Consider the following 16,605-nt stretch of genomic DNA (forward strand, 5'->3'; position numbering starts at 1 on the left):
GAGGCGGTTTTCTATTTCACCGCTAGCGGATTATTCAGCCAGTTTGAAGGTGATGAAGCTCGCGCGACCTTCACGCAGAACGCGCATCGACACCGAACGATTCTTCGGCAACGCCTTGGCGATCTCGGCGAACTCCTTGGTGGAGCCGATGGCCTGGTTGTTCAGGTGAGTGATCACGTCACCCGGCTGCAGACCGATCAGTGCCGCAGGACCATCCTGAACATCCTTGATCACCACACCACCCTTGAGGTCGTAGGTTTTCTTCTGCTCGGCGGTCAGCTCGATCACCGAAACACCGAGGCGGTTGCTGCTGCTTTCCGCGCCGGACTTTGGCAGTGCTGCCAGCTCTTTGTCCTCGTCCGGAATTGCGCCGACGGTCAGCTCGACATTCTTGCGTTTGCCGTCACGGATCACTTCGAGGTTGGCCTTGGCGCCCGCTTTCAGCGCACCGACCAGGTGTGGTAGATCGGCGGACATGACGATCGGCTGACCGTTCATGCTCAGGATCACGTCACCCACTTGCAGGCCACCCTTGGCTGCCGGACCGTCATCCTGAATCTGTGCAACCAGCGCACCGGCCGGCTTATCAAGACCGAACGACTCGGCCAGATCCTTGTTCACTTCCTGGATGACCACGCCCAGCCAGCCACGGCTGACCTTGCCACCGCTTTTCAGCTGATTGGAAACGTCCATCGCCACATCGATCGGGATGGCGAACGACACACCCATGAAGCCACCGGAACGGGTGTAGATCTGCGAGTTGATCCCGACCACTTCACCGTTCAGGTTGAACAGCGGGCCACCGGAGTTACCCGGGTTGATCGGCACGTCGGTCTGGATGAACGGCACGTAGTTTTCGTTTGGCAGGCTACGGCCGACGGCGCTGACAATGCCTTGGGTCACAGTGTGGTCAAAGCCGAACGGCGAACCGATCGCCACAACCCACTGGCCCGCCTTCAGGTCCTGGGACTTGCCGAGCTTGAGCACCGGCAGATCCTTGCCATCGATTTTCAGCAGGGCCACGTCGGAGCGTGGATCGGTGCCGATCAGCTTGGCTTTCATTTCACTGCGATCTGCCAGACGCACGAGGATTTCGTCGGCATCGGCAATCACATGGTTATTGGTCAGGATGTAGCCATCCGAGGAAATGATGAAGCCCGAACCCAGCGATTGCGCTTCACGCTGACGATCGCCGCGCGGCGAACGCTGCTGAGGTGGCATGCCGCGCTCGAAGAACTCGCGCAACATCGGCGGCAAGCCTTCCAGGTCAGGCATCTGCTGGTTCACCTTGCGGTCCGGCAGTTTCTGCGTGGTACTGATGTTCACCACGGCAGGCGAGGCCTGTTCAACCAGTTGGGTGAAATCCGGAAGGTCGGCCGCCTGGACAGCCGGGACAGCCTGACCCAGTACCAGCACGGTGGCGAAAATGGACAGATAAGACTTCAAGCTAAGTATCGACATACAGCTCCCGTTACGACGAGCAGGGTTAAGCGATATGGAGCAAGGAACACCGGGAACCGCAGGCCGGCATTTTTGTTCCGGGAACGACAGACAAGGCCAGAGCCGTGAGGCTCTGACCTATAAAAAACTTTCGGGTGATTTGCAAATGAAAATGCTGAGCAAACATTTCATCTACGTCTCGAAGAAGAAGTGGAAATGACTGAAATCAGCTCACTGCTTGCTGGTTGCAGCACCATCGTTGCGCATCGAAAGAGCAATCCTCTCGGCTGTGCCGATTGGAATTTCGCCAACGACCGTCACCATCATCTCGCCCTCAGGCGTAGTGAGGCGGCGGGAAACAGCGACAGTCGGCCCCAACTGCGTGCGGGTATCGGTCACTGTTGCACCGTTCAACGGCTCAAGAAATACCGAAAAACGCGCAAGCCCGTCGTCATACATCAGGCTGCTGACCTGAGTCTTGGTTTGCGGATCTTTGTGCGAGGTGCTGCTGGTCAGTACGAAGCCTGGGGGCAGCCAATCAGAATGCCAGACCTGAGCCGTCCTCACGGCAGAAGCCTTGTCACTATCAATAGTAACGGCCTTGCACTCGGTGCCAGCCTGCAGGTCTTTGTCCGACGGGGCTTCAGCGGTATCAAGGCTGGTGAACTGGAAGCGCTCCAGTAGCTGTCCCTTGTCATTGAGCAACAACGACTTCAGTGGCAAGCCGGTCTGTTTATCCAGATGCAGTTCGAAACCATAGCGATGCTGGTCGCGAGGCGTGAGCGATACGATAACCGCATCACGCCCGGCCACGCGCGACTTGCCAATGACGGCAAGCTCATACCAGTTTTTCAGCTTTTGGGGATCAAGCGAACGAGCGGTCGAGTTGGGAGAATCTCCCAACCCCGCAATCAGGGTGCCGCTGACGCATTGAGTATGCCCATCAACACGTACGACTTCCTGAGCCGAGCCGTCGAGCTGAAGCAAACGCTCGCGGACCTGACCGTTCTGGACACGATGCCAGATATTATGGGTAGAAAAACTACCGTTACGCTCGTATACGAAAGTGCCTTGGAAGCTTTGCTGCTGCTCGGCCTGACCCAGGCGGATCAACCAGTCCTGGGCCTCGTCGGCATGGGCTGGAACAATGAACCAGCCGCTCAGCAGAAGCGAAAGTAGAGGTATGGCGCGCATGATCCTCCTTAACGGTTTTCCATGCTTGCTGCACGCGCATAAGGCAGAGCGCTTTCAGTACCTTTCAATGCAGCCTGCTGGGCATGCTGACGCAGATAGCCTGGCAGACGCTGATCGTGCCAGCCTGGCTGACCTTGCAGGACGCCATTGGCCATCGGGCCAGTGGTTTCCGAGCTTTCCTTGTAACCAGCCAGGACAGCCGGGCCCTTGACCTGCGGTGCAACCAGCGAAGGCTGATTGGACTGCTGAGCCAGCTCGACGCCAGCGATTTCGTCCTGGTTATACAAGCGCACACCGGCCAGCACTGCAACGGTCACCGAAGCTGCAACGGCCAGACGACCCAGGTTGCGCCAAGGGCCGCGGGATACTTTGGCTGGAGCCGTTTCGTCTTCCAGCGCAGCAGAAACTGCCGCAGCAATGTCCAGACGCGGAAGCAGCAGATCCTTGTGCATGGCTGCCCGAGCGATCTGATAACGAGCCCAGGTCTCACGGGTTTCAACATCGTCCAGTGCATTGATCACTCGACGCAATTCCAGTTCGTCCGCTTCGTTATCCATCACTGCGGACAGCGATTCCTGCAGGGCTTCACGACTCATGGCGTTCCTCTCTTGGCTGTCGCCGCTGTCTCAGTTTTCCTGCAACAACGGCTGCAGGGCTTTATCGATGGCCTCCCGGGCGCGGAAAATCCGGGAGCGCACGGTACCCACCGGACACTGCATGACGCTCGCAATGTCCTCGTAACTCAGACCATCGAATTCACGTAAAGTTAAAGCCGTACGTAAATCCTCTGGCAGTTGCTGAATGGTTCGATGGACGGTGCCTTCGATCTCATCCCGCAGCAATGCGCGTTCCGGTGATTCGAGATCCTTGAGGCCATGATCGCCGTCGTAGAACTCTGCATCTTCAGAACTTACATCGCTATCCGGCGGCCGGCGGCCGCGTGATACCAGATAGTTCTTTGCCGTGTTGATGGCAATGCGGTAAAGCCACGTATAGAACGCGCTGTCTCCGCGAAAGTTTCCTAGTGCTCGGTAGGCCTTGATAAAGGCTTCCTGAGCCACATCCTGGGCTTCATGGGTGTCGTGCACGAAACGCACGATCAACCCGAGAATTTTGTGCTGATATTTCAGCACCAGCAGATCGAAAGCTCGCTTGTCGCCACGCTGAACGCGCTCGACCAGCTGCTGATCCTCTTCCTGGGTTAGCATGAACACTCCTCGATAAGCATGGAGGAGGCTTGCATAACTAAACGACCAGACTTGCAAACATAGACTCGGGCTTTTCGCAAAAGTTCTCCCCCTCCAGGCAAGTTTCCTGCGGGCTCTGATTTGGCACGCACGAAAAACGCAGCGCGGGATAAACCGGCTGCGCGAATAATCTTGTCATCGGTTCGCCGGCAAAAACCCAATCGCAGGTTCTGCATTGAAGCCGACACTGTCCCGTGCTTCTGGCAACTGACTATTGATCTTGGGCCTCTGGCAAAAGTTCCAATTATTTATAGCCGCGCTGAAGCGACATCGAGCAACCGTGTGCTGAAAAAGCCTGTTTCATCCTCGATACAGTCGCCTTTTTCTCAAACGACAGAAAAAAACGTCCGACGAACGTCAAGCTTTTGTCGTCACAGTAGTTTCACAATGCCATACGAGCCCGGCTATTGTGCCGCTCCACCCCTCTATATACTAGTGGGCTGTGTGGCTGTCTTGACTCGCCGATCCAGCTGTCTTGCACCACCCCCGATCCGGGTCGCTTTGAGCGGAATCCTGAAATGAGCCAACAGTTTCAACACGATGTTCTGGTGATTGGCAGCGGTGCTGCCGGTTTGAGTCTCGCGCTGACCCTGCCGGGTCATTTGCGCATTGCCGTATTGAGCAAAGGTGATCTGGCCAACGGCTCGACTTATTGGGCCCAGGGCGGCGTCGCTGCCGTGCTGGACGATACCGATACTGTCGAATCCCACGTCGACGACACCCTGAACGCCGGCGGCGGTCTGTGCCATGAAGACGCAGTGCGTTTTACCGTCGAGCACAGCCGCGAAGCCATCCAGTGGCTGATCGACCAGGGCGTGCCGTTCACCCGCGACGAACAGTCCGGCACCGAAGACGGCGGTTTCGAATTCCACCTGACCCGCGAAGGTGGCCACAGCCATCGGCGCATCATCCATGCCGCCGACGCAACCGGCGCAGCGATTTTCACCACCCTCCTCGCCCAAGCCAAAGAACGCAGCAACATCGAACTGCTGGAGCAGCGAGTTGCCGTTGATCTGATCACCGAACGCCGTCTGGGCATGGAAGGTGAGCGCTGCCTCGGCGCCTATGTGCTGAATCGCGCGACCGGCGAAGTCGATACCTACGGCGCACGCTTCGTGATCCTCGCGTCTGGCGGCGCGGCCAAGGTCTACCTCTATACCAGCAACCCCGACGGTGCCTGCGGTGACGGCATCGCCATGGCCTGGCGTTCGGGCTGCCGGGTGGCGAACCTGGAATTCAACCAGTTCCACCCTACGTGCCTGTATCACCCGCAGGCCAAGAGTTTCCTGATCACTGAAGCCCTGCGTGGCGAAGGCGCGCACCTGAAGCTGCCCAACGGCGAACGGTTCATGCCGCGCTTCGATAAACGTGCCGAACTGGCGCCACGCGACATCGTCGCCCGCGCCATCGACCATGAAATGAAACGCCTGGGCGTCGACTGCGTCTATCTCGACATCAGCCACAAGCCTGAAGCCTTCATCAAAAGCCACTTCCCAACCGTCTATGAACGTTGCCTGGGCTTCGGCATCGACATCACCAAGCAGCCGATCCCGGTCGTACCGGCGGCGCACTACACCTGTGGTGGGGTGATGGTCGATCAACACGGTCGCACCGATGTGCCGGGGCTGTACGCGATCGGCGAAGCCAGCTTCACCGGCCTGCACGGCGCCAACCGCATGGCCAGCAACTCGCTGCTCGAATGCTTCGTCTATGCCCGCTCGGCGGCAGCGGACATTCTTGCGCAACTGAATGAGGTCACCGCGCCAAACGCCCTGCCCGAGTGGGACGCCAGCCAGGTCACCGATTCCGACGAAGACGTGATCATCGCCCACAACTGGGACGAGCTGCGCCGCTTCATGTGGGACTACGTGGGCATCGTGCGCACCAACAAGCGTCTGCAACGGGCGCAGCACCGCGTGCGTCTGTTGCTGGACGAGATCGACGAGTTCTACAGCAACTATAAAGTCAGCCGCGACCTGATCGAGCTGCGTAATCTGGCGCAAGTCGCCGAACTGATGATCTGCTCAGCCATGGAGCGCAAGGAAAGTCGCGGTCTGCATTACACCCTCGACTATCCGAACCTGTTGCCCGAGGCGCTCGACACTATTCTGGTGCCGCCCACCTACGCCGGCTGAACTTGAGCCGCACTCGCAAGCGACGGTGCAGATCCGCCGCCTGCGAGTCCCGCGGTATACAGATCGAACGCACCCGCCGCTCGCCGCGCAAACGAAAGCGCAACACCACGATCAACGGCAACGCCAGGCTGTCAGGGCGCAGCTGCACCGCTTGCCAGCCGCCCGCCTGGTTCCACAACTGCCAGCCATCGGCGTCGCGGCGCAATCCGCAAAAAGCCTGCGGATGCTTCAGCAGAATCTGCCGTGGCAACACCCACGCGGCGTGTAGCAGGCAGGCGAAGGCCCCAAGCAGACAGGCCCAGAGTGGAATCGACAGGAGAAACAAAACACCCAGCGCGAATGCCTGGGTCAATAGATACGCCGCCAGCAACTGCCGAGAGGCATGCCAGCGGCATTCGAAAGTATTACTTGGGCTGAACACGGTCCAGAATCATCCGGACCATGCGCTGCAGCTCAGGGTCTTCGGACTCACTGCGCTCCATGAACCAGCCGAACATGTCCTGATCCTCACAGGTCAGCAGACGGACATACAAGTCGCGATCGACCTGATTGAGGTGCGGATAGACCTCTTTCACGAACGGCACCAGCAGCACATCAAGTTCCAGCATGCCGCGGCGGCTGTGCCAGAAGAGGCGATTGAGTTCAACTTGTTCGACCATAGAGCCCTCCTCAAATAGGCGCGCAGTATACAGCCCCGGCGCGGGTCGCACAGTCGGCTTTGGTCGGGCACCACCGATCCTTTATCAACTACCCATTTCAACAACGCGCCCTTATGATGTGCCCCAGACTTTTTACCCTGCGATGACCCATGGCCGATTCTGCTTTTTTCTGCACCCTGTCTCATGAAGGCGTACTCGCGGTTCGCGGCGTGGATGCCGGCAAATTCCTGCAAGGCCAATTGACCTGCAACATCAATTACCTCAGCGACAGCCAGGCCAGCCTGGGCGCGCGCTGCACGCAAAAAGGCCGGATGCAGTCGAGCTTCCGCATTCTGCTTGAAGGTGACGGCGTGCTGCTGGCAATGGCCAGCGAACTGCTGGAGCCGCAACTGGCGGACCTGAAAAAGTACGCGGTGTTCTCCAAATCCAAACTGACCGACGAAAGCGCCGCCTGGGTGCGTTTTGGTCTGGAGCACGGCGACGCCGGGTTGATCAACCTGGGGCTGAACCTGCCAGGCGAAACCGACAGCGTAGTGCGCAATGCAGGCCTGATCGCGATTCGCGTCTCGCCGGATCGCGCCGAACTCTGGGTACCGGCCGATCAAGCCGACGTCATCAAGGCCAAACTGGCCGCCGCCCTGCCTGAAGGCGATCTGAACCAATGGTTGCTGGGGCAGATTCGCGCCGGTATCGGTCAGGTCATGCCCACCACCCGCGAGCTGTTCATCCCGCAGATGCTCAACTTGCAGGCCGTCGGTGGCGTAAGTTTCAAGAAAGGTTGCTACACCGGCCAGGAAATCGTCGCGCGCATGCAGTACCTGGGCAAGCTCAAGCGTCGCCTCTATCGCGTGCAACTGGACGCGAGCGAACTGCCGGAGCCGGGCACCCCGCTGTTCGCCCCAAGCCACAGCAGCGCCATCGGCGAAGTGGTGATTGCCGCCCGCGCCGCAGAAAAGATTGAACTGCTGGCGGTGTTGCAGGCCGAAGCTGCCGAAGCGGGTGATCTGCATCTGGGCGCCCTTGAGGGGCCAGCCCTGCATTTGCTCGACCTGCCCTACGAACTGGATCGCGACCGCGAAATCCAGCGCTGATCGCAGCTTTTGTTGCAACACCCTAGAGAATCTACATGAGCGAGCTGGCGGATAAGGTCCAACAGGATTTGGTTGAGGCCATCGATAACGATGACCTGGTTCTGCCAACGTTACCGGAAGTGGCCCTGCAAATTCGCAAGGCCGCCGAAGACCCGGAGATCAGTGTCAGCGACCTGAGCAAAGTGATTGGCCGCGACACGGCGCTGTCGGCACGCCTGATCAAAGTGGTCAACAGTCCGTTGCTGCGCGCGACCCAGGAAGTCACCGACCTGCACACCGCAATCACCCGACTGGGGGTGAACTACAGCAGCAACCTGGCGATCGGGCTGGTGATGGAACAGATCTTCCACGCCCGCTCCGAGGTGGTCGAACAGAAGATGCGCGAAGTCTGGCGCAAGAGCCTGGAGATCGCCGGCGTCAGCTACGCCCTGTGCCGCCGTCACACCCAACTCAAACCTGATCAGGCGGCGCTGGGTGGACTGGTGCATCAGATCGGCGTGCTGCCGATCCTGACCTACGCCGAAGATCACTACGAACTGCTGTCGGACCCGGTCAGCCTCAACCATGTGATCGACCATATTCACCCGTTGCTGGGCGACAAGCTGTTGCGGGTCTGGGAATTTCCCGAGCAACTGGTGGCGTTGCCGGGGCTGTATCTGGATTTCAAACGCGACTCGGCACACCTCGATTACGTCGATCTGGTGCAGGTGGCGAGCCTGTATTGCCACAAGGACAGCGATCATCCGATTGCGCGGATTGACCCGCTCAGTGTGCCGGCATTCAGGAAGCTTGGGATCGATCCGGAAAACAAGCCATTGTGCGCGGATCTGGAAGAATCGCGAACGATGTTTTACTGACCTGTGGCGGGGGAGCTTGCTCCCGCTGGGCTGCGAAGCGGCCCCAAACCAGACGACCTCCCTTCATCAGGCAAACCGTGCACTCAGGAATCACGACTGCTGCGCAGCCGAGCGGGAGCAAGCTCCCTCGCCACAACAGCCATCTCGGCTGCTATCCGGCAATAAAACTCACCCGAACCTTCAAACCGGCCTGCTCACCATCGTGCAAGCTGATCTGCGCCAGATGCGCCCGGCAGATCTCTCCGACAATCGCCAGCCCCAGCCCTGAGCCCGCGACCTGCTGATTACGCCGGTAGAAGCGTTCAAACACCCGATCCCGCTCCTCCAGCGGAATCCCCGGCCCGTCATCTTCGACCTCAAGCACCGCCGGCGCCGCGACCCGCAGAATCACGTTGCCGCCCGGTGGCGTATGCGCCAGTGCGTTGTCCACCAGATTGCTCAGCAGCTCATTGAGCAACGTCGGTTCACCGCGCAGCCACACCGGCTCATCCGCCTCCAGCGCCAGCGCGACTCCGCGCGCATGGGCCAAGGGCGCCATGGCCATGCCCAGCTCGCGGGCCAACTGACTCAGATCCAATAATTGCGCGCCGCCCTCGGCTATCGCCCGGGCACCGTTTTCCACCCGCGCCAGCGACAGCAGTTGATTGGCCAGATGGGTCAGGCGGTCGGTGCTTTGCGCAGAGGATTCCAGGGTTGTGCGCCAGGTTTCCGGTTCACTGGAACGCAACCCCAACTCCAGCCGCGCCTTCAACGCCGCCAATGGCGTGCGCAGTTCGTGTGCAGCATCGGCGATGAACTGCGCCTGTCGTTCGAATTGCCCGCGCAAGCGTTCGGTGAAGTGATTGAGCGCGCGCACCAGCGGCCACAATTCATGTTGCACTTCCACCAGCGGCAGGGGCCGCAAATCATCGGGCTGACGCTCCTCCACCGCCGTGCGCAAACGCTCCAGCGGGCGCAGCGCGGCACTCACCGCAAACCACACCAGCAACAGGGCGCCGATGGCGAGCATGCCCAGACGCAGCAGTGTATCGGCCGCCAGACTGCGGGCCATGCTGACCCGCGCCTCGTCGGTTTCGGCGACGCGGATTTCCGCCATGCCGTTCATGTTCGGCTCGGTGACCGCTTTGAGCAGACTGACCACGCGCACGTTCTGCCCGCGATAGGTCGCGTTATAGAAGCGCGCGAGCGCTGGATAATCGTCGGTTCTCGGCGTACCGGGTGGTGGTCCGGGCAGGTTTTCGTAGCCGGAAATCAGCTTCTGATGGATGTCGTTGACCTGGTAGTAAATCCGTCCGGCGCTGTCGTAGGCGAAGGTATCCAGCGCCACGTAGGGCACGTCGGCGCTGAGTGTGCCGTCACGCTGCGACAGGCCGGCAGCGATAGTCCGCGCCGAGGCCAACAGGGTTCGGTCGTAAGCCGTGTCGGCGGCTTCGCGCCCGTTCCAGTACGCGCTCAAGCCACTGGCGAGCATCAACACCACCAGCAACAACGCGAGGTTCCACAGCAACCGCCAGCGCAGGCTGCTGGGCTTATGCATCGCGGCTTTCCAGCAAGTAGCCGAGGCCACGGAAGGTCACGATCGCCACCGGTTGGCCGTCGAGCTTCTTGCGCAGACGATGCACGTAGATTTCGATGGCGTCGGGGCTGGCCTCCTCGTCGAGACCGAATACCTGAGCGGCCAGTTGCTCCTTGCTCATCACCCGTCCCGGGCGGGCGATCAACGCTTCGAGCACTGCTTGTTCGCGAGAGGTCAACGTGAGCAGTTCTTCGCCGAGGCTGAAGCGCCGGGTGTCGAGATCGTAGGCCAGTACGCCGCAGCGCTGCTGACGCTCGCCACCGAGCACACTGCGCCGCAGCAGGGCTTTGACCCGGGCTTCGAGCTCGGTCAGTTCGAAGGGTTTGGCCAGGTAATCGTCAGCACCGAGATTCAAGCCGTGTACGCGGTCCTTCACATCACTGCGCGCCGTCAGCATCAACACCGGCAGGTTCTTGCCGCGTGCCCGCAGGCGCGCCAGCACCTCGAAACCGTCCATGCGCGGCAGGCCGACATCGAGGATCGCCATCGCGTATTCCTCGCTGCCCAGCGCCAGGTCGGCGGCCACGCCATCGTGCAGCACGTCCACGGTCAGACCGGTGCTCTTGAGCGCCTGGGCGACACTTTCGGCCAGTTGCAAATGGTCTTCGACGAGCAGAACACGCATGGATCTCTACCTCATTCAGGGATGGCCGACGCCACTCTTTGCCGCGGAGTTTACAGCCGCAACCGCCGCTGTGAAGCCCGAAACCCGCGAAATCCAGCTGAAAGGTTAGCGAAAGGTTGGGTCGTTAGAGTCCGGTCACGGACAGTTTCGACTGCCGTCGCTGCTGCCACACAGCGCTACGAAAAACGCCACGAAGCGTTTTCGACCAATAAGAACAATAAACGGAGTACACCCGCATGCAGTCCTTGCAGACCAAGGCTCCCACGCCTGTTCGTCCTTCTCGTTTGCGCCACGCCACCCTCGCCAGCACCGCTGCCCTCGCCGGGTTTTCGCCGCTGAGCTACGCCGACTTCATCAAAGACAGTTCCGCCACCTTCGAAACCCGCAACATGTACTTCAACCGCGACTTTCGCGACGGCACCAGTGCCCAGCAAAGCAAGCGTGATGAATGGGCGCAGGGTTTCATGCTCAACCTGCAATCGGGTTACACCGACGGCACCGTGGGGTTCGGTGTCGATGCGCTAGGCATGTTGGGCGTCAAACTTGATTCGAGCCCGGATCGTACCGGTACCGGCCTTTTGCCGACCCACGATGACGGGCGCGCGGCGAACGAATACTCGAAAGTCGGCCTGACCGGCAAAGTGAAAATTTCCGCCACCGAACTGAAAATCGGCAGCCTGATTCCCGAACTGCCGATCCTCAAACCCAACGACGGACGCATCCTGCCGCAGACCTTTGAAGGCGGTCTGCTGACCTCCAAAGAGATCAAGAACCTGACCTTCACCGGCGGGCGTCTGGACAAGGCCAAGGATCGCGACAGCACCGACTTCGAGGACATTGCCCTCAACAACAAGAACAGCCGTTTTGCCGGCACGGCCGCCGGCAAGCATTTCGACTTTGCCGGCGTGGACTACAAGTTCACCGACAAGATCACCGGCAGCTACCACTTCGCCCAGCTCGACGAAGTCTATAACCAGCACTTCTTCGGTCTCGTTGCCTCGCGGCCGATGGGCCCGGGCACCTTCGCCACCGACCTGCGCTTTGCCGTCAGTGATGATCAAGGCGCGGCCCGGGGTGGCGAGATCGACAACCGCTCGCTCAACGGTCTGGTCAGCTATGCCCTGAGCGGCCACAAGTTCAGCGCCGGTTATCAGCACATGTCCGGCGACAGCGCCTTCCCGTATGTCGATGGCAGCGACCCGTACCTGGTCAACTTCGTGCAGATCAACGACTTCGCCGGTGCCGAGGAACGCTCCTGGCAAGCGCGCTACGACTTCGACTTCGCCCGCCTCGGCATCCCCGGCCTGTCGTTCATGAGCCGTTACCTGAGCGGTGACAACATCAAGCTCAAGAACGGCGAAGAAGGCAAAGAGTGGGAGCGCAACACCGAGATCAAATATGTAGTACAAAGCGGCGCCCTGAAGGACGTTGCGTTGCGTTTGCGTAATGCCACTTACCGTTCCAACTACTCGGCTCGCGATGCGGATGAAGTGCGGTTGCTGGTGAGCTATAGCGTTGCTCTTTGGTAATTGATTGAAATGCCGGAGTGTTGAAGATCAAAAGATCGCAGCCTGCGGCAGCTCCTACATGAAACCCTACAACAACAAGACTGTGGAGAAACCAATGAATTTGTCACTGCGTAAAGTTGCTCTGGCCGCTGGTGTCATGCTGTTCGCCGGCCAGTTGATGGCCGAACCGAAACGTCCGGAATGCATCGCCCCGGCCTCCCCCGGCGGCGGTTTCGACCTGACCTGCAAACTGGCGCAGAGCGCGCTGGTCAACGAAAAACTGCTGACCAAACCGATGCGCGTGACCTACATGCCCGGTGGGGTCGGCGCGGTGGCTTACAACGCGGTGGTTGCCCAGCGCCCGGCCGACGCCGGCACGCTGGTGGCGTGGTCCAGCGGTTCGTTGCTGAACCTGGCGCAGGGCAAGTTCGGTCGTTTCGATGAAACCAATGTGCGCTGGCTGGCCGCCGTCGGCACCAGTTACGGCGCCATCGCGGTGAAAAGCGATTCGCCCTACAAGACCCTTGACGATCTGGTCAAAGCCCTGAAGAAAGATCCGAGCTCCGTGGTCATCGGCTCCGGCGGCACCGTCGGCAGTCAGGACTGGATGCAGACCGCACTGATCGCGAAGGCTGCCGGGATCAACCCCCGTGACCTGCGTTACGTCGCCCTCGAAGGCGGCGGTGAAATCGCCACTGCTCTGCTCGGTGGTCACATCCAGGTCGGCAGCACCGACATTTCCGACTCCATGCCGCACATCCAGAGCGGTGACATGCGTCTGCTCGCGGTATTCGCCGACAAGCGCATCGACGAGCCGGAAATGAAAGACATCCCGACGGCTCGTGAGCAAGGCTACGACATCGTCTGGCCGGTGGTGCGTGGTTTCTACCTCGGGCCAAAAGTCAGCGACGAAGACTACGCCTGGTGGAAAGACGCCTTCGACAAACTGCTGGCCTCGGAAGAGTTCGCCAAGCTGCGCGATCAGCGTGAACTGTTCCCGTTCGCCATGACCGGCCCGGAGCTGGACACCTACGTGAAGAAGCAGGTCGCGGACTACAAAGTGCTGGCCAAAGAGTTCGGCCTGATTCAGTGATCGTCTCTGTCTAGCGGCTGCGGCCTCGCGCATCGAGGCCATGGCCCAGGAGTTTCCCATGCTCTTACAACGCATTTTCGCCTCGGTGCTGTTGCTGGCCTGCGTCGGCCTGGCCCTGATGGCGTGGCCGTATCAAGCGGCTTTTTCTTATGAACCGGTGGGCCCGCGCGCCTTTCCTCTGCTGATGCTCGGCTTGATGGCCGCGGCGCTGCTGTACATGGTGTTCCGCCCGGCACCGATCAAACACAGCGAAGACGAGCCACCGCTGGATCGCCAAACCCTGATCAAGATCGGCATCTGCGTGCTGTTGCTGTTGGTCTTCGCCGGCCTGTTCGAACCGCTGGGCTTCATTCTCAGCAGCATCCTGATCGGCATCCCGATGGCGCGCCTGTATGGCGGTCGCTGGCTGCCGAGCATTGTGGTGACAACGTTGATGGCCATCGGTCTGTACCTGCTGTTCGACCGTCTGATGGACGTTCCGCTGCCGCTGGGCCTGCTCGACGTTCTGGAGAACTGATATGGATACTCTCGGTTATTTGGGTCAGGGCTTCGGCGTCGCGCTGAGCCCGTACAACCTGGTCACGGCCCTGACCGGCACGCTGATCGGCACCGTGGTCGGGCTGTTGCCGGGCCTGGGTCCGATCAATGGCGTGGCCCTGCTGATCCCGATCGCCTTCGCCCTCGGCCTGCCGCCGGAGTCGGCGCTGATTCTGCTGGCGGCGGTGTATCTGGGTTGCGAATACGGCGGGCGGATCAGCTCGATCCTGCTGAACATTCCGGGCGAAGCCTCCACCGTGATGACCACCCTCGACGGTTATCCGATGGCGCGTCAGGGTCTGGCCGGTGTCGCCCTGTCGCTGTCAGCGTGGAGTTCGTTCATCGGTGCGTTCATCGCCACTTGCGGCATGGTGCTCTTCGCCCCGTTGCTGGCGAAATGGGCGATTGCCTTCGGCCCGGCGGAATACTTCGTGTTGATGGTGTTCGCGATTGTCTGCCTCGGCGGCATGGCCGGCGATCGACCGCTGAAGACGTTTATTGCGGCGTTGATCGGGCTGTTTCTGTCGACCGTCGGCATCGACGCCAACAGCGGTGTTTATCGCTTCACCGGCGACAACATTCACCTGACCGACGGCATCCAGTTCGTGGTGTTGGTGCTGGGTCTGTTCTCGGTCAGCGAAATCCTTCTGCTCCTGGAAAAAACCCATCGCGGCCAGGAAGCGGTGAAGGCCACTGGGCGCATGATGTTCAACTTCAAGGAAGCGGCGTCGGTGTTCGTGGTGAACATCCGTTGCGGCCTGCTGGGTTTCATCATGGGCGTGTTGCCGGGTGCCGGCGCGACGCTGGCCAGTGCCGTGGCCTACATGACCGAAAAACGCATCGCCGGTACTGGCGGCAAATTCGGTCAGGGTGACGCCCGTGGCCTCGCCGCTCCGGAAACCGCGATCGGCGCGTCGGCCTGCGGCGCGCTGGTGCCGATGCTGACCCTCGGTGTACCCGGTTCCGGCACTACCGCCGTGATGATCGGCGCGCTGTCGCTGTACAACATCACCCCGGGGCCGCTGCTGTTCCAACAGCAACCGGACATCGTCTGGGGCCTGATCGCTTCGTTGTTCATCGCCAACATCATGCTGGTGATCCTGAATATCCCGATGATCCGCATCTTCACCCGCATCCTCGCCGTGCCGAACTGGGCACTGGTGCCGGTGATCGCGATCATCACCGGGATCGGCGTCTACGCCGTGCATGCGACCACGTTCGACCTGTTCCTGATGGTCGGCATCGGCATCTTCGGTTACATCCTGCGCAAACTGGATTTCCCGTTGTCGCCGGTGCTTCTGGGCTTCATTCTCGGCGGGCTGATGGAGCAGAACCTGCGTCGTGCGCTGTCGATCTCCAACGGTGCGCTGGAAATCCTCTGGTCGAGCCCGATCACTTTCGGTGTGTGGATCCTGACCGCGATCATGTTGCTGCTGCCGCTGCTGCGTATCTGGCGTAAACGTTCGGCTGCGCAACGCGCCATCGCCGATGTCTGATCGCTCTTCCCTCAGAAGCTGGTGGGCGACCCCGCTGGTCGGTCTGCTTGGCGGTTTTATCGCCAGCCAGATCGGCTGGCCACTGCCGTGGATGGTCGGCTCGCTGCTGGCGATCATCCTCGTGCGCTGCCTGACCCCGTGGCAACTCACGGAAATCCCCGGCGGGCGCAAATGCGGCCAATGGATCGTCGGTATCGGCATCGGCCTGCACTTCACCCCGGTGGTGATGGAGCAGGTGCTGAGTCATTTCGGTTTGATCTTCTTCGGTGCGCTGGTCACCAGCCTCTCGGCAGTGGTCGGCGTGTGGTTAATGCGCCGCACCGGCGAGGATCGCGCCACGGCGTTTTTCTCAAGCATGCCCGGCGGTTCCGGGGAGATGGTCAACCTCGGCGCACGCAATGGCGCGCTGCTCAGCCATGTCGCGGCGGGGCAGAGTCTGCGGGTGCTGGTGGTGGTGCTGTGCGTGCCGGCCGCGTTCAAGTATCTGCTGGGCGACGGCACGCCGATTTCCCACGCTGGCAACGTCGATTGGCGCTGGCTGGCGATTCTGTTTCCTGCGGGCGCCCTGCTCGCCTGGCTCTGGCAGCGTTTGCGTCACCCCAATCCGTGGTTGTTCGGCCCGTTGCTGGTCAGTGCCACGGTGAGCATTGCCTGGGATTTGCACATCGGTCTGCCGGACGGTGGCAGCCAGATCGGCCAGTGGCTGATCGGCAGCGGGCTGGGCTGTCACTTCAATCGACAGTTCTTCCGCCGCGCACCGTCATTCATGGGCAGGACATTGATCGGCACGGCGCTGACCATGTTGATCGCCACATTGGCGGCGTTGGGCTTGAGCGCGCTGACCCATCTGGATCTGCGCTCGCTGACGTTGGGCATGATGCCCGGGGGGATTGCCGAGATGAGTCTGACGGCGGAGACCCTGCGACTGTCGGTGCCGCTAGTGACGGCGATGCAGGTGATGCGGCTGCTGTTTGTGCTGTTTCTGGCGGAGCCGTTGTTCAAGTACTGGAACCGTAATCCCGAGTGACACCGAGTCACTGTGGCGAGGGAGCTTGCTCCCGCTGGGCTGCGCAGCAGACCCGAGATCCTTGAACGGGTGCTTCTGGCACACCGAAATCACAGGTTTTGCGGCTGCTGCGCAGCCGAG

The 16,605-nt window shown here is 60.6% G+C and carries 16 protein-coding genes; 8 read left to right on the top strand and 8 right to left on the bottom strand.

Features of this window, described 5'->3' with window-relative positions; genetic code table 11:
* Nucleotides 1–30: 30 nt before the first annotated feature.
* From ACU680_RS20010 to rpoE, 4 genes are all read right to left on the bottom strand, one after another.
* Nucleotides 31–1,461, bottom strand: coding sequence for a DegQ family serine endoprotease (locus ACU680_RS20010; protein ID WP_007963275.1), 1,431 nt, complete (start codon nucleotides 1,459–1,461; stop codon nucleotides 31–33).
* Nucleotides 1,462–1,671: 210 nt separating this feature from the next.
* Nucleotides 1,672–2,634: a MucB/RseB C-terminal domain-containing protein gene (locus tag ACU680_RS20015; protein ID WP_448180331.1), complete on the bottom strand. Its 963-nt coding sequence runs from the start codon at nucleotides 2,632–2,634 to the stop codon at nucleotides 1,672–1,674.
* Between the two features lie 8 nt (nucleotides 2,635–2,642).
* The gene (locus ACU680_RS20020) at nucleotides 2,643–3,230 is read right to left on the bottom strand and encodes a sigma-E factor negative regulatory protein (protein WP_003222558.1); all 588 of its coding nucleotides are present in this window, start codon (nucleotides 3,228–3,230) and stop codon (nucleotides 2,643–2,645) included.
* Between the two features lie 30 nt (nucleotides 3,231–3,260).
* On the bottom strand, nucleotides 3,261–3,842 hold the full coding sequence (gene rpoE, locus ACU680_RS20025; RefSeq protein WP_003172477.1) for an RNA polymerase sigma factor RpoE/AlgU: 582 nt from the start codon (nucleotides 3,840–3,842) through the stop codon (nucleotides 3,261–3,263).
* 557 nt (nucleotides 3,843–4,399) lie between these two features.
* Here rpoE and nadB point away from each other — a divergent pair.
* On the top strand, nucleotides 4,400–6,016 hold the full coding sequence (gene nadB, locus ACU680_RS20030; RefSeq protein WP_448180332.1) for an L-aspartate oxidase: 1,617 nt from the start codon (nucleotides 4,400–4,402) through the stop codon (nucleotides 6,014–6,016).
* On the opposite strand, the gene ACU680_RS20035 is transcribed toward nadB, so the two are convergent.
* On the bottom strand, nucleotides 5,985–6,437 hold the full coding sequence (locus ACU680_RS20035) for a protein YgfX (protein ID WP_448180333.1): 453 nt from the start codon (nucleotides 6,435–6,437) through the stop codon (nucleotides 5,985–5,987). The genes nadB and ACU680_RS20035 overlap by 32 nt on opposite strands.
* Nucleotides 6,421–6,675 (bottom strand): FAD assembly factor SdhE, encoded by a 255-nt coding sequence (locus ACU680_RS20040; RefSeq protein WP_003222550.1) that lies wholly within the window; start codon nucleotides 6,673–6,675, stop codon nucleotides 6,421–6,423. Before ACU680_RS20040 ends, ACU680_RS20035 begins: the two co-directional genes overlap by 17 nt.
* Nucleotides 6,676–6,824: 149 nt before the next feature.
* Here ACU680_RS20040 and ygfZ point away from each other — a divergent pair, with 149 nt between their 5' ends.
* Nucleotides 6,825–7,766 carry a CAF17-like 4Fe-4S cluster assembly/insertion protein YgfZ gene (gene ygfZ, locus ACU680_RS20045; RefSeq protein ID WP_448180334.1) on the top strand — a complete coding sequence of 314 codons (942 nt, stop codon included), beginning with the start codon at nucleotides 6,825–6,827 and terminating at the stop codon, nucleotides 7,764–7,766.
* 35 nt (nucleotides 7,767–7,801) lie between these two features.
* The gene (locus ACU680_RS20050) at nucleotides 7,802–8,623 is read left to right on the top strand and encodes an HDOD domain-containing protein (RefSeq protein WP_448180335.1); all 822 of its coding nucleotides are present in this window, start codon (nucleotides 7,802–7,804) and stop codon (nucleotides 8,621–8,623) included.
* Nucleotides 8,624–8,774: 151 nt separating this feature from the next.
* Here ACU680_RS20050 and ACU680_RS20055 read toward each other — a convergent pair whose 3' ends face one another.
* Nucleotides 8,775–10,160 carry a sensor histidine kinase gene (locus tag ACU680_RS20055; RefSeq protein WP_448180336.1) on the bottom strand — a complete coding sequence of 462 codons (1,386 nt, stop codon included), beginning with the start codon at nucleotides 10,158–10,160 and terminating at the stop codon, nucleotides 8,775–8,777.
* Nucleotides 10,153–10,824, bottom strand: a complete 672-nt coding sequence (locus ACU680_RS20060) for a response regulator (RefSeq protein ID WP_003222545.1) — start codon at nucleotides 10,822–10,824, stop codon at nucleotides 10,153–10,155. The genes ACU680_RS20055 and ACU680_RS20060 overlap by 8 nt, the downstream gene beginning before the upstream one ends.
* 236 nt (nucleotides 10,825–11,060) lie before the next feature.
* Here ACU680_RS20060 and ACU680_RS20065 point away from each other — a divergent pair, with 236 nt between their 5' ends.
* The 5 genes from ACU680_RS20065 (at nucleotide 11,061) to ACU680_RS20085 (ending at nucleotide 16,485) form a co-directional block, all read left to right on the top strand.
* Complete coding sequence (locus tag ACU680_RS20065; protein ID WP_448180337.1) at nucleotides 11,061–12,353, top strand: OprD family porin; 1,293 nt, start codon at nucleotides 11,061–11,063, stop codon at nucleotides 12,351–12,353.
* A 94-nt stretch (nucleotides 12,354–12,447) separates the two neighbouring features.
* Nucleotides 12,448–13,425: a Bug family tripartite tricarboxylate transporter substrate binding protein gene (locus ACU680_RS20070; RefSeq protein WP_115988033.1), complete on the top strand. Its 978-nt coding sequence runs from the start codon at nucleotides 12,448–12,450 to the stop codon at nucleotides 13,423–13,425.
* A gap of 58 nt (nucleotides 13,426–13,483) precedes the next feature.
* Nucleotides 13,484–13,942: a tripartite tricarboxylate transporter TctB family protein gene (locus tag ACU680_RS20075; RefSeq protein ID WP_448180338.1), complete on the top strand. Its 459-nt coding sequence runs from the start codon at nucleotides 13,484–13,486 to the stop codon at nucleotides 13,940–13,942.
* A 1-nt stretch (nucleotide 13,943) separates the two neighbouring features.
* Entirely contained in the window at nucleotides 13,944–15,458 is a 1,515-nt protein-coding gene (locus ACU680_RS20080; protein WP_007963259.1) for a tripartite tricarboxylate transporter permease, read from the top strand.
* Nucleotides 15,451–16,485, top strand: coding sequence for an AbrB family transcriptional regulator (locus tag ACU680_RS20085; RefSeq protein ID WP_448180339.1), 1,035 nt, complete (start codon nucleotides 15,451–15,453; stop codon nucleotides 16,483–16,485). Before ACU680_RS20080 ends, ACU680_RS20085 begins: the two co-directional genes overlap by 8 nt.
* Nucleotides 16,486–16,605: the final 120 nt, after the last annotated feature.

Source organism: Pseudomonas sp. LF020, from assembly GCF_053456425.1.

Bases quoted from the DNA above. Each gene is read 5' to 3' on its own strand.
- ACU680_RS20010 (WP_007963275.1), bottom strand. From the start codon at position 1,461: ATGTCGATACTTAGCTTGAAGTCTTATCTGTCCATTTTCGCCACCGTG.
- ACU680_RS20015 (WP_448180331.1), bottom strand. From the start codon at position 2,634: ATGCGCGCCATACCTCTACTTTCGCTTCTGCTGAGCGGCTGGTTCATT.
- ACU680_RS20020 (WP_003222558.1), bottom strand. From the start codon at position 3,230: ATGAGTCGTGAAGCCCTGCAGGAATCGCTGTCCGCAGTGATGGATAAC.
- rpoE (WP_003172477.1), bottom strand. From the start codon at position 3,842: ATGCTAACCCAGGAAGAGGATCAGCAGCTGGTCGAGCGCGTTCAGCGT.
- nadB (WP_448180332.1), top strand. From the start codon at position 4,400: ATGAGCCAACAGTTTCAACACGATGTTCTGGTGATTGGCAGCGGTGCT.
- ACU680_RS20040 (WP_003222550.1), bottom strand. From the start codon at position 6,675: ATGGTCGAACAAGTTGAACTCAATCGCCTCTTCTGGCACAGCCGCCGC.
- ygfZ (WP_448180334.1), top strand. From the start codon at position 6,825: ATGGCCGATTCTGCTTTTTTCTGCACCCTGTCTCATGAAGGCGTACTC.
- ACU680_RS20050 (WP_448180335.1), top strand. From the start codon at position 7,802: ATGAGCGAGCTGGCGGATAAGGTCCAACAGGATTTGGTTGAGGCCATC.
- ACU680_RS20055 (WP_448180336.1), bottom strand. From the start codon at position 10,160: ATGCATAAGCCCAGCAGCCTGCGCTGGCGGTTGCTGTGGAACCTCGCG.
- ACU680_RS20060 (WP_003222545.1), bottom strand. From the start codon at position 10,824: ATGCGTGTTCTGCTCGTCGAAGACCATTTGCAACTGGCCGAAAGTGTC.
- ACU680_RS20065 (WP_448180337.1), top strand. From the start codon at position 11,061: ATGCAGTCCTTGCAGACCAAGGCTCCCACGCCTGTTCGTCCTTCTCGT.
- ACU680_RS20070 (WP_115988033.1), top strand. From the start codon at position 12,448: ATGAATTTGTCACTGCGTAAAGTTGCTCTGGCCGCTGGTGTCATGCTG.
- ACU680_RS20075 (WP_448180338.1), top strand. From the start codon at position 13,484: ATGCTCTTACAACGCATTTTCGCCTCGGTGCTGTTGCTGGCCTGCGTC.
- ACU680_RS20080 (WP_007963259.1), top strand. From the start codon at position 13,944: ATGGATACTCTCGGTTATTTGGGTCAGGGCTTCGGCGTCGCGCTGAGC.
- ACU680_RS20085 (WP_448180339.1), top strand. From the start codon at position 15,451: ATGTCTGATCGCTCTTCCCTCAGAAGCTGGTGGGCGACCCCGCTGGTC.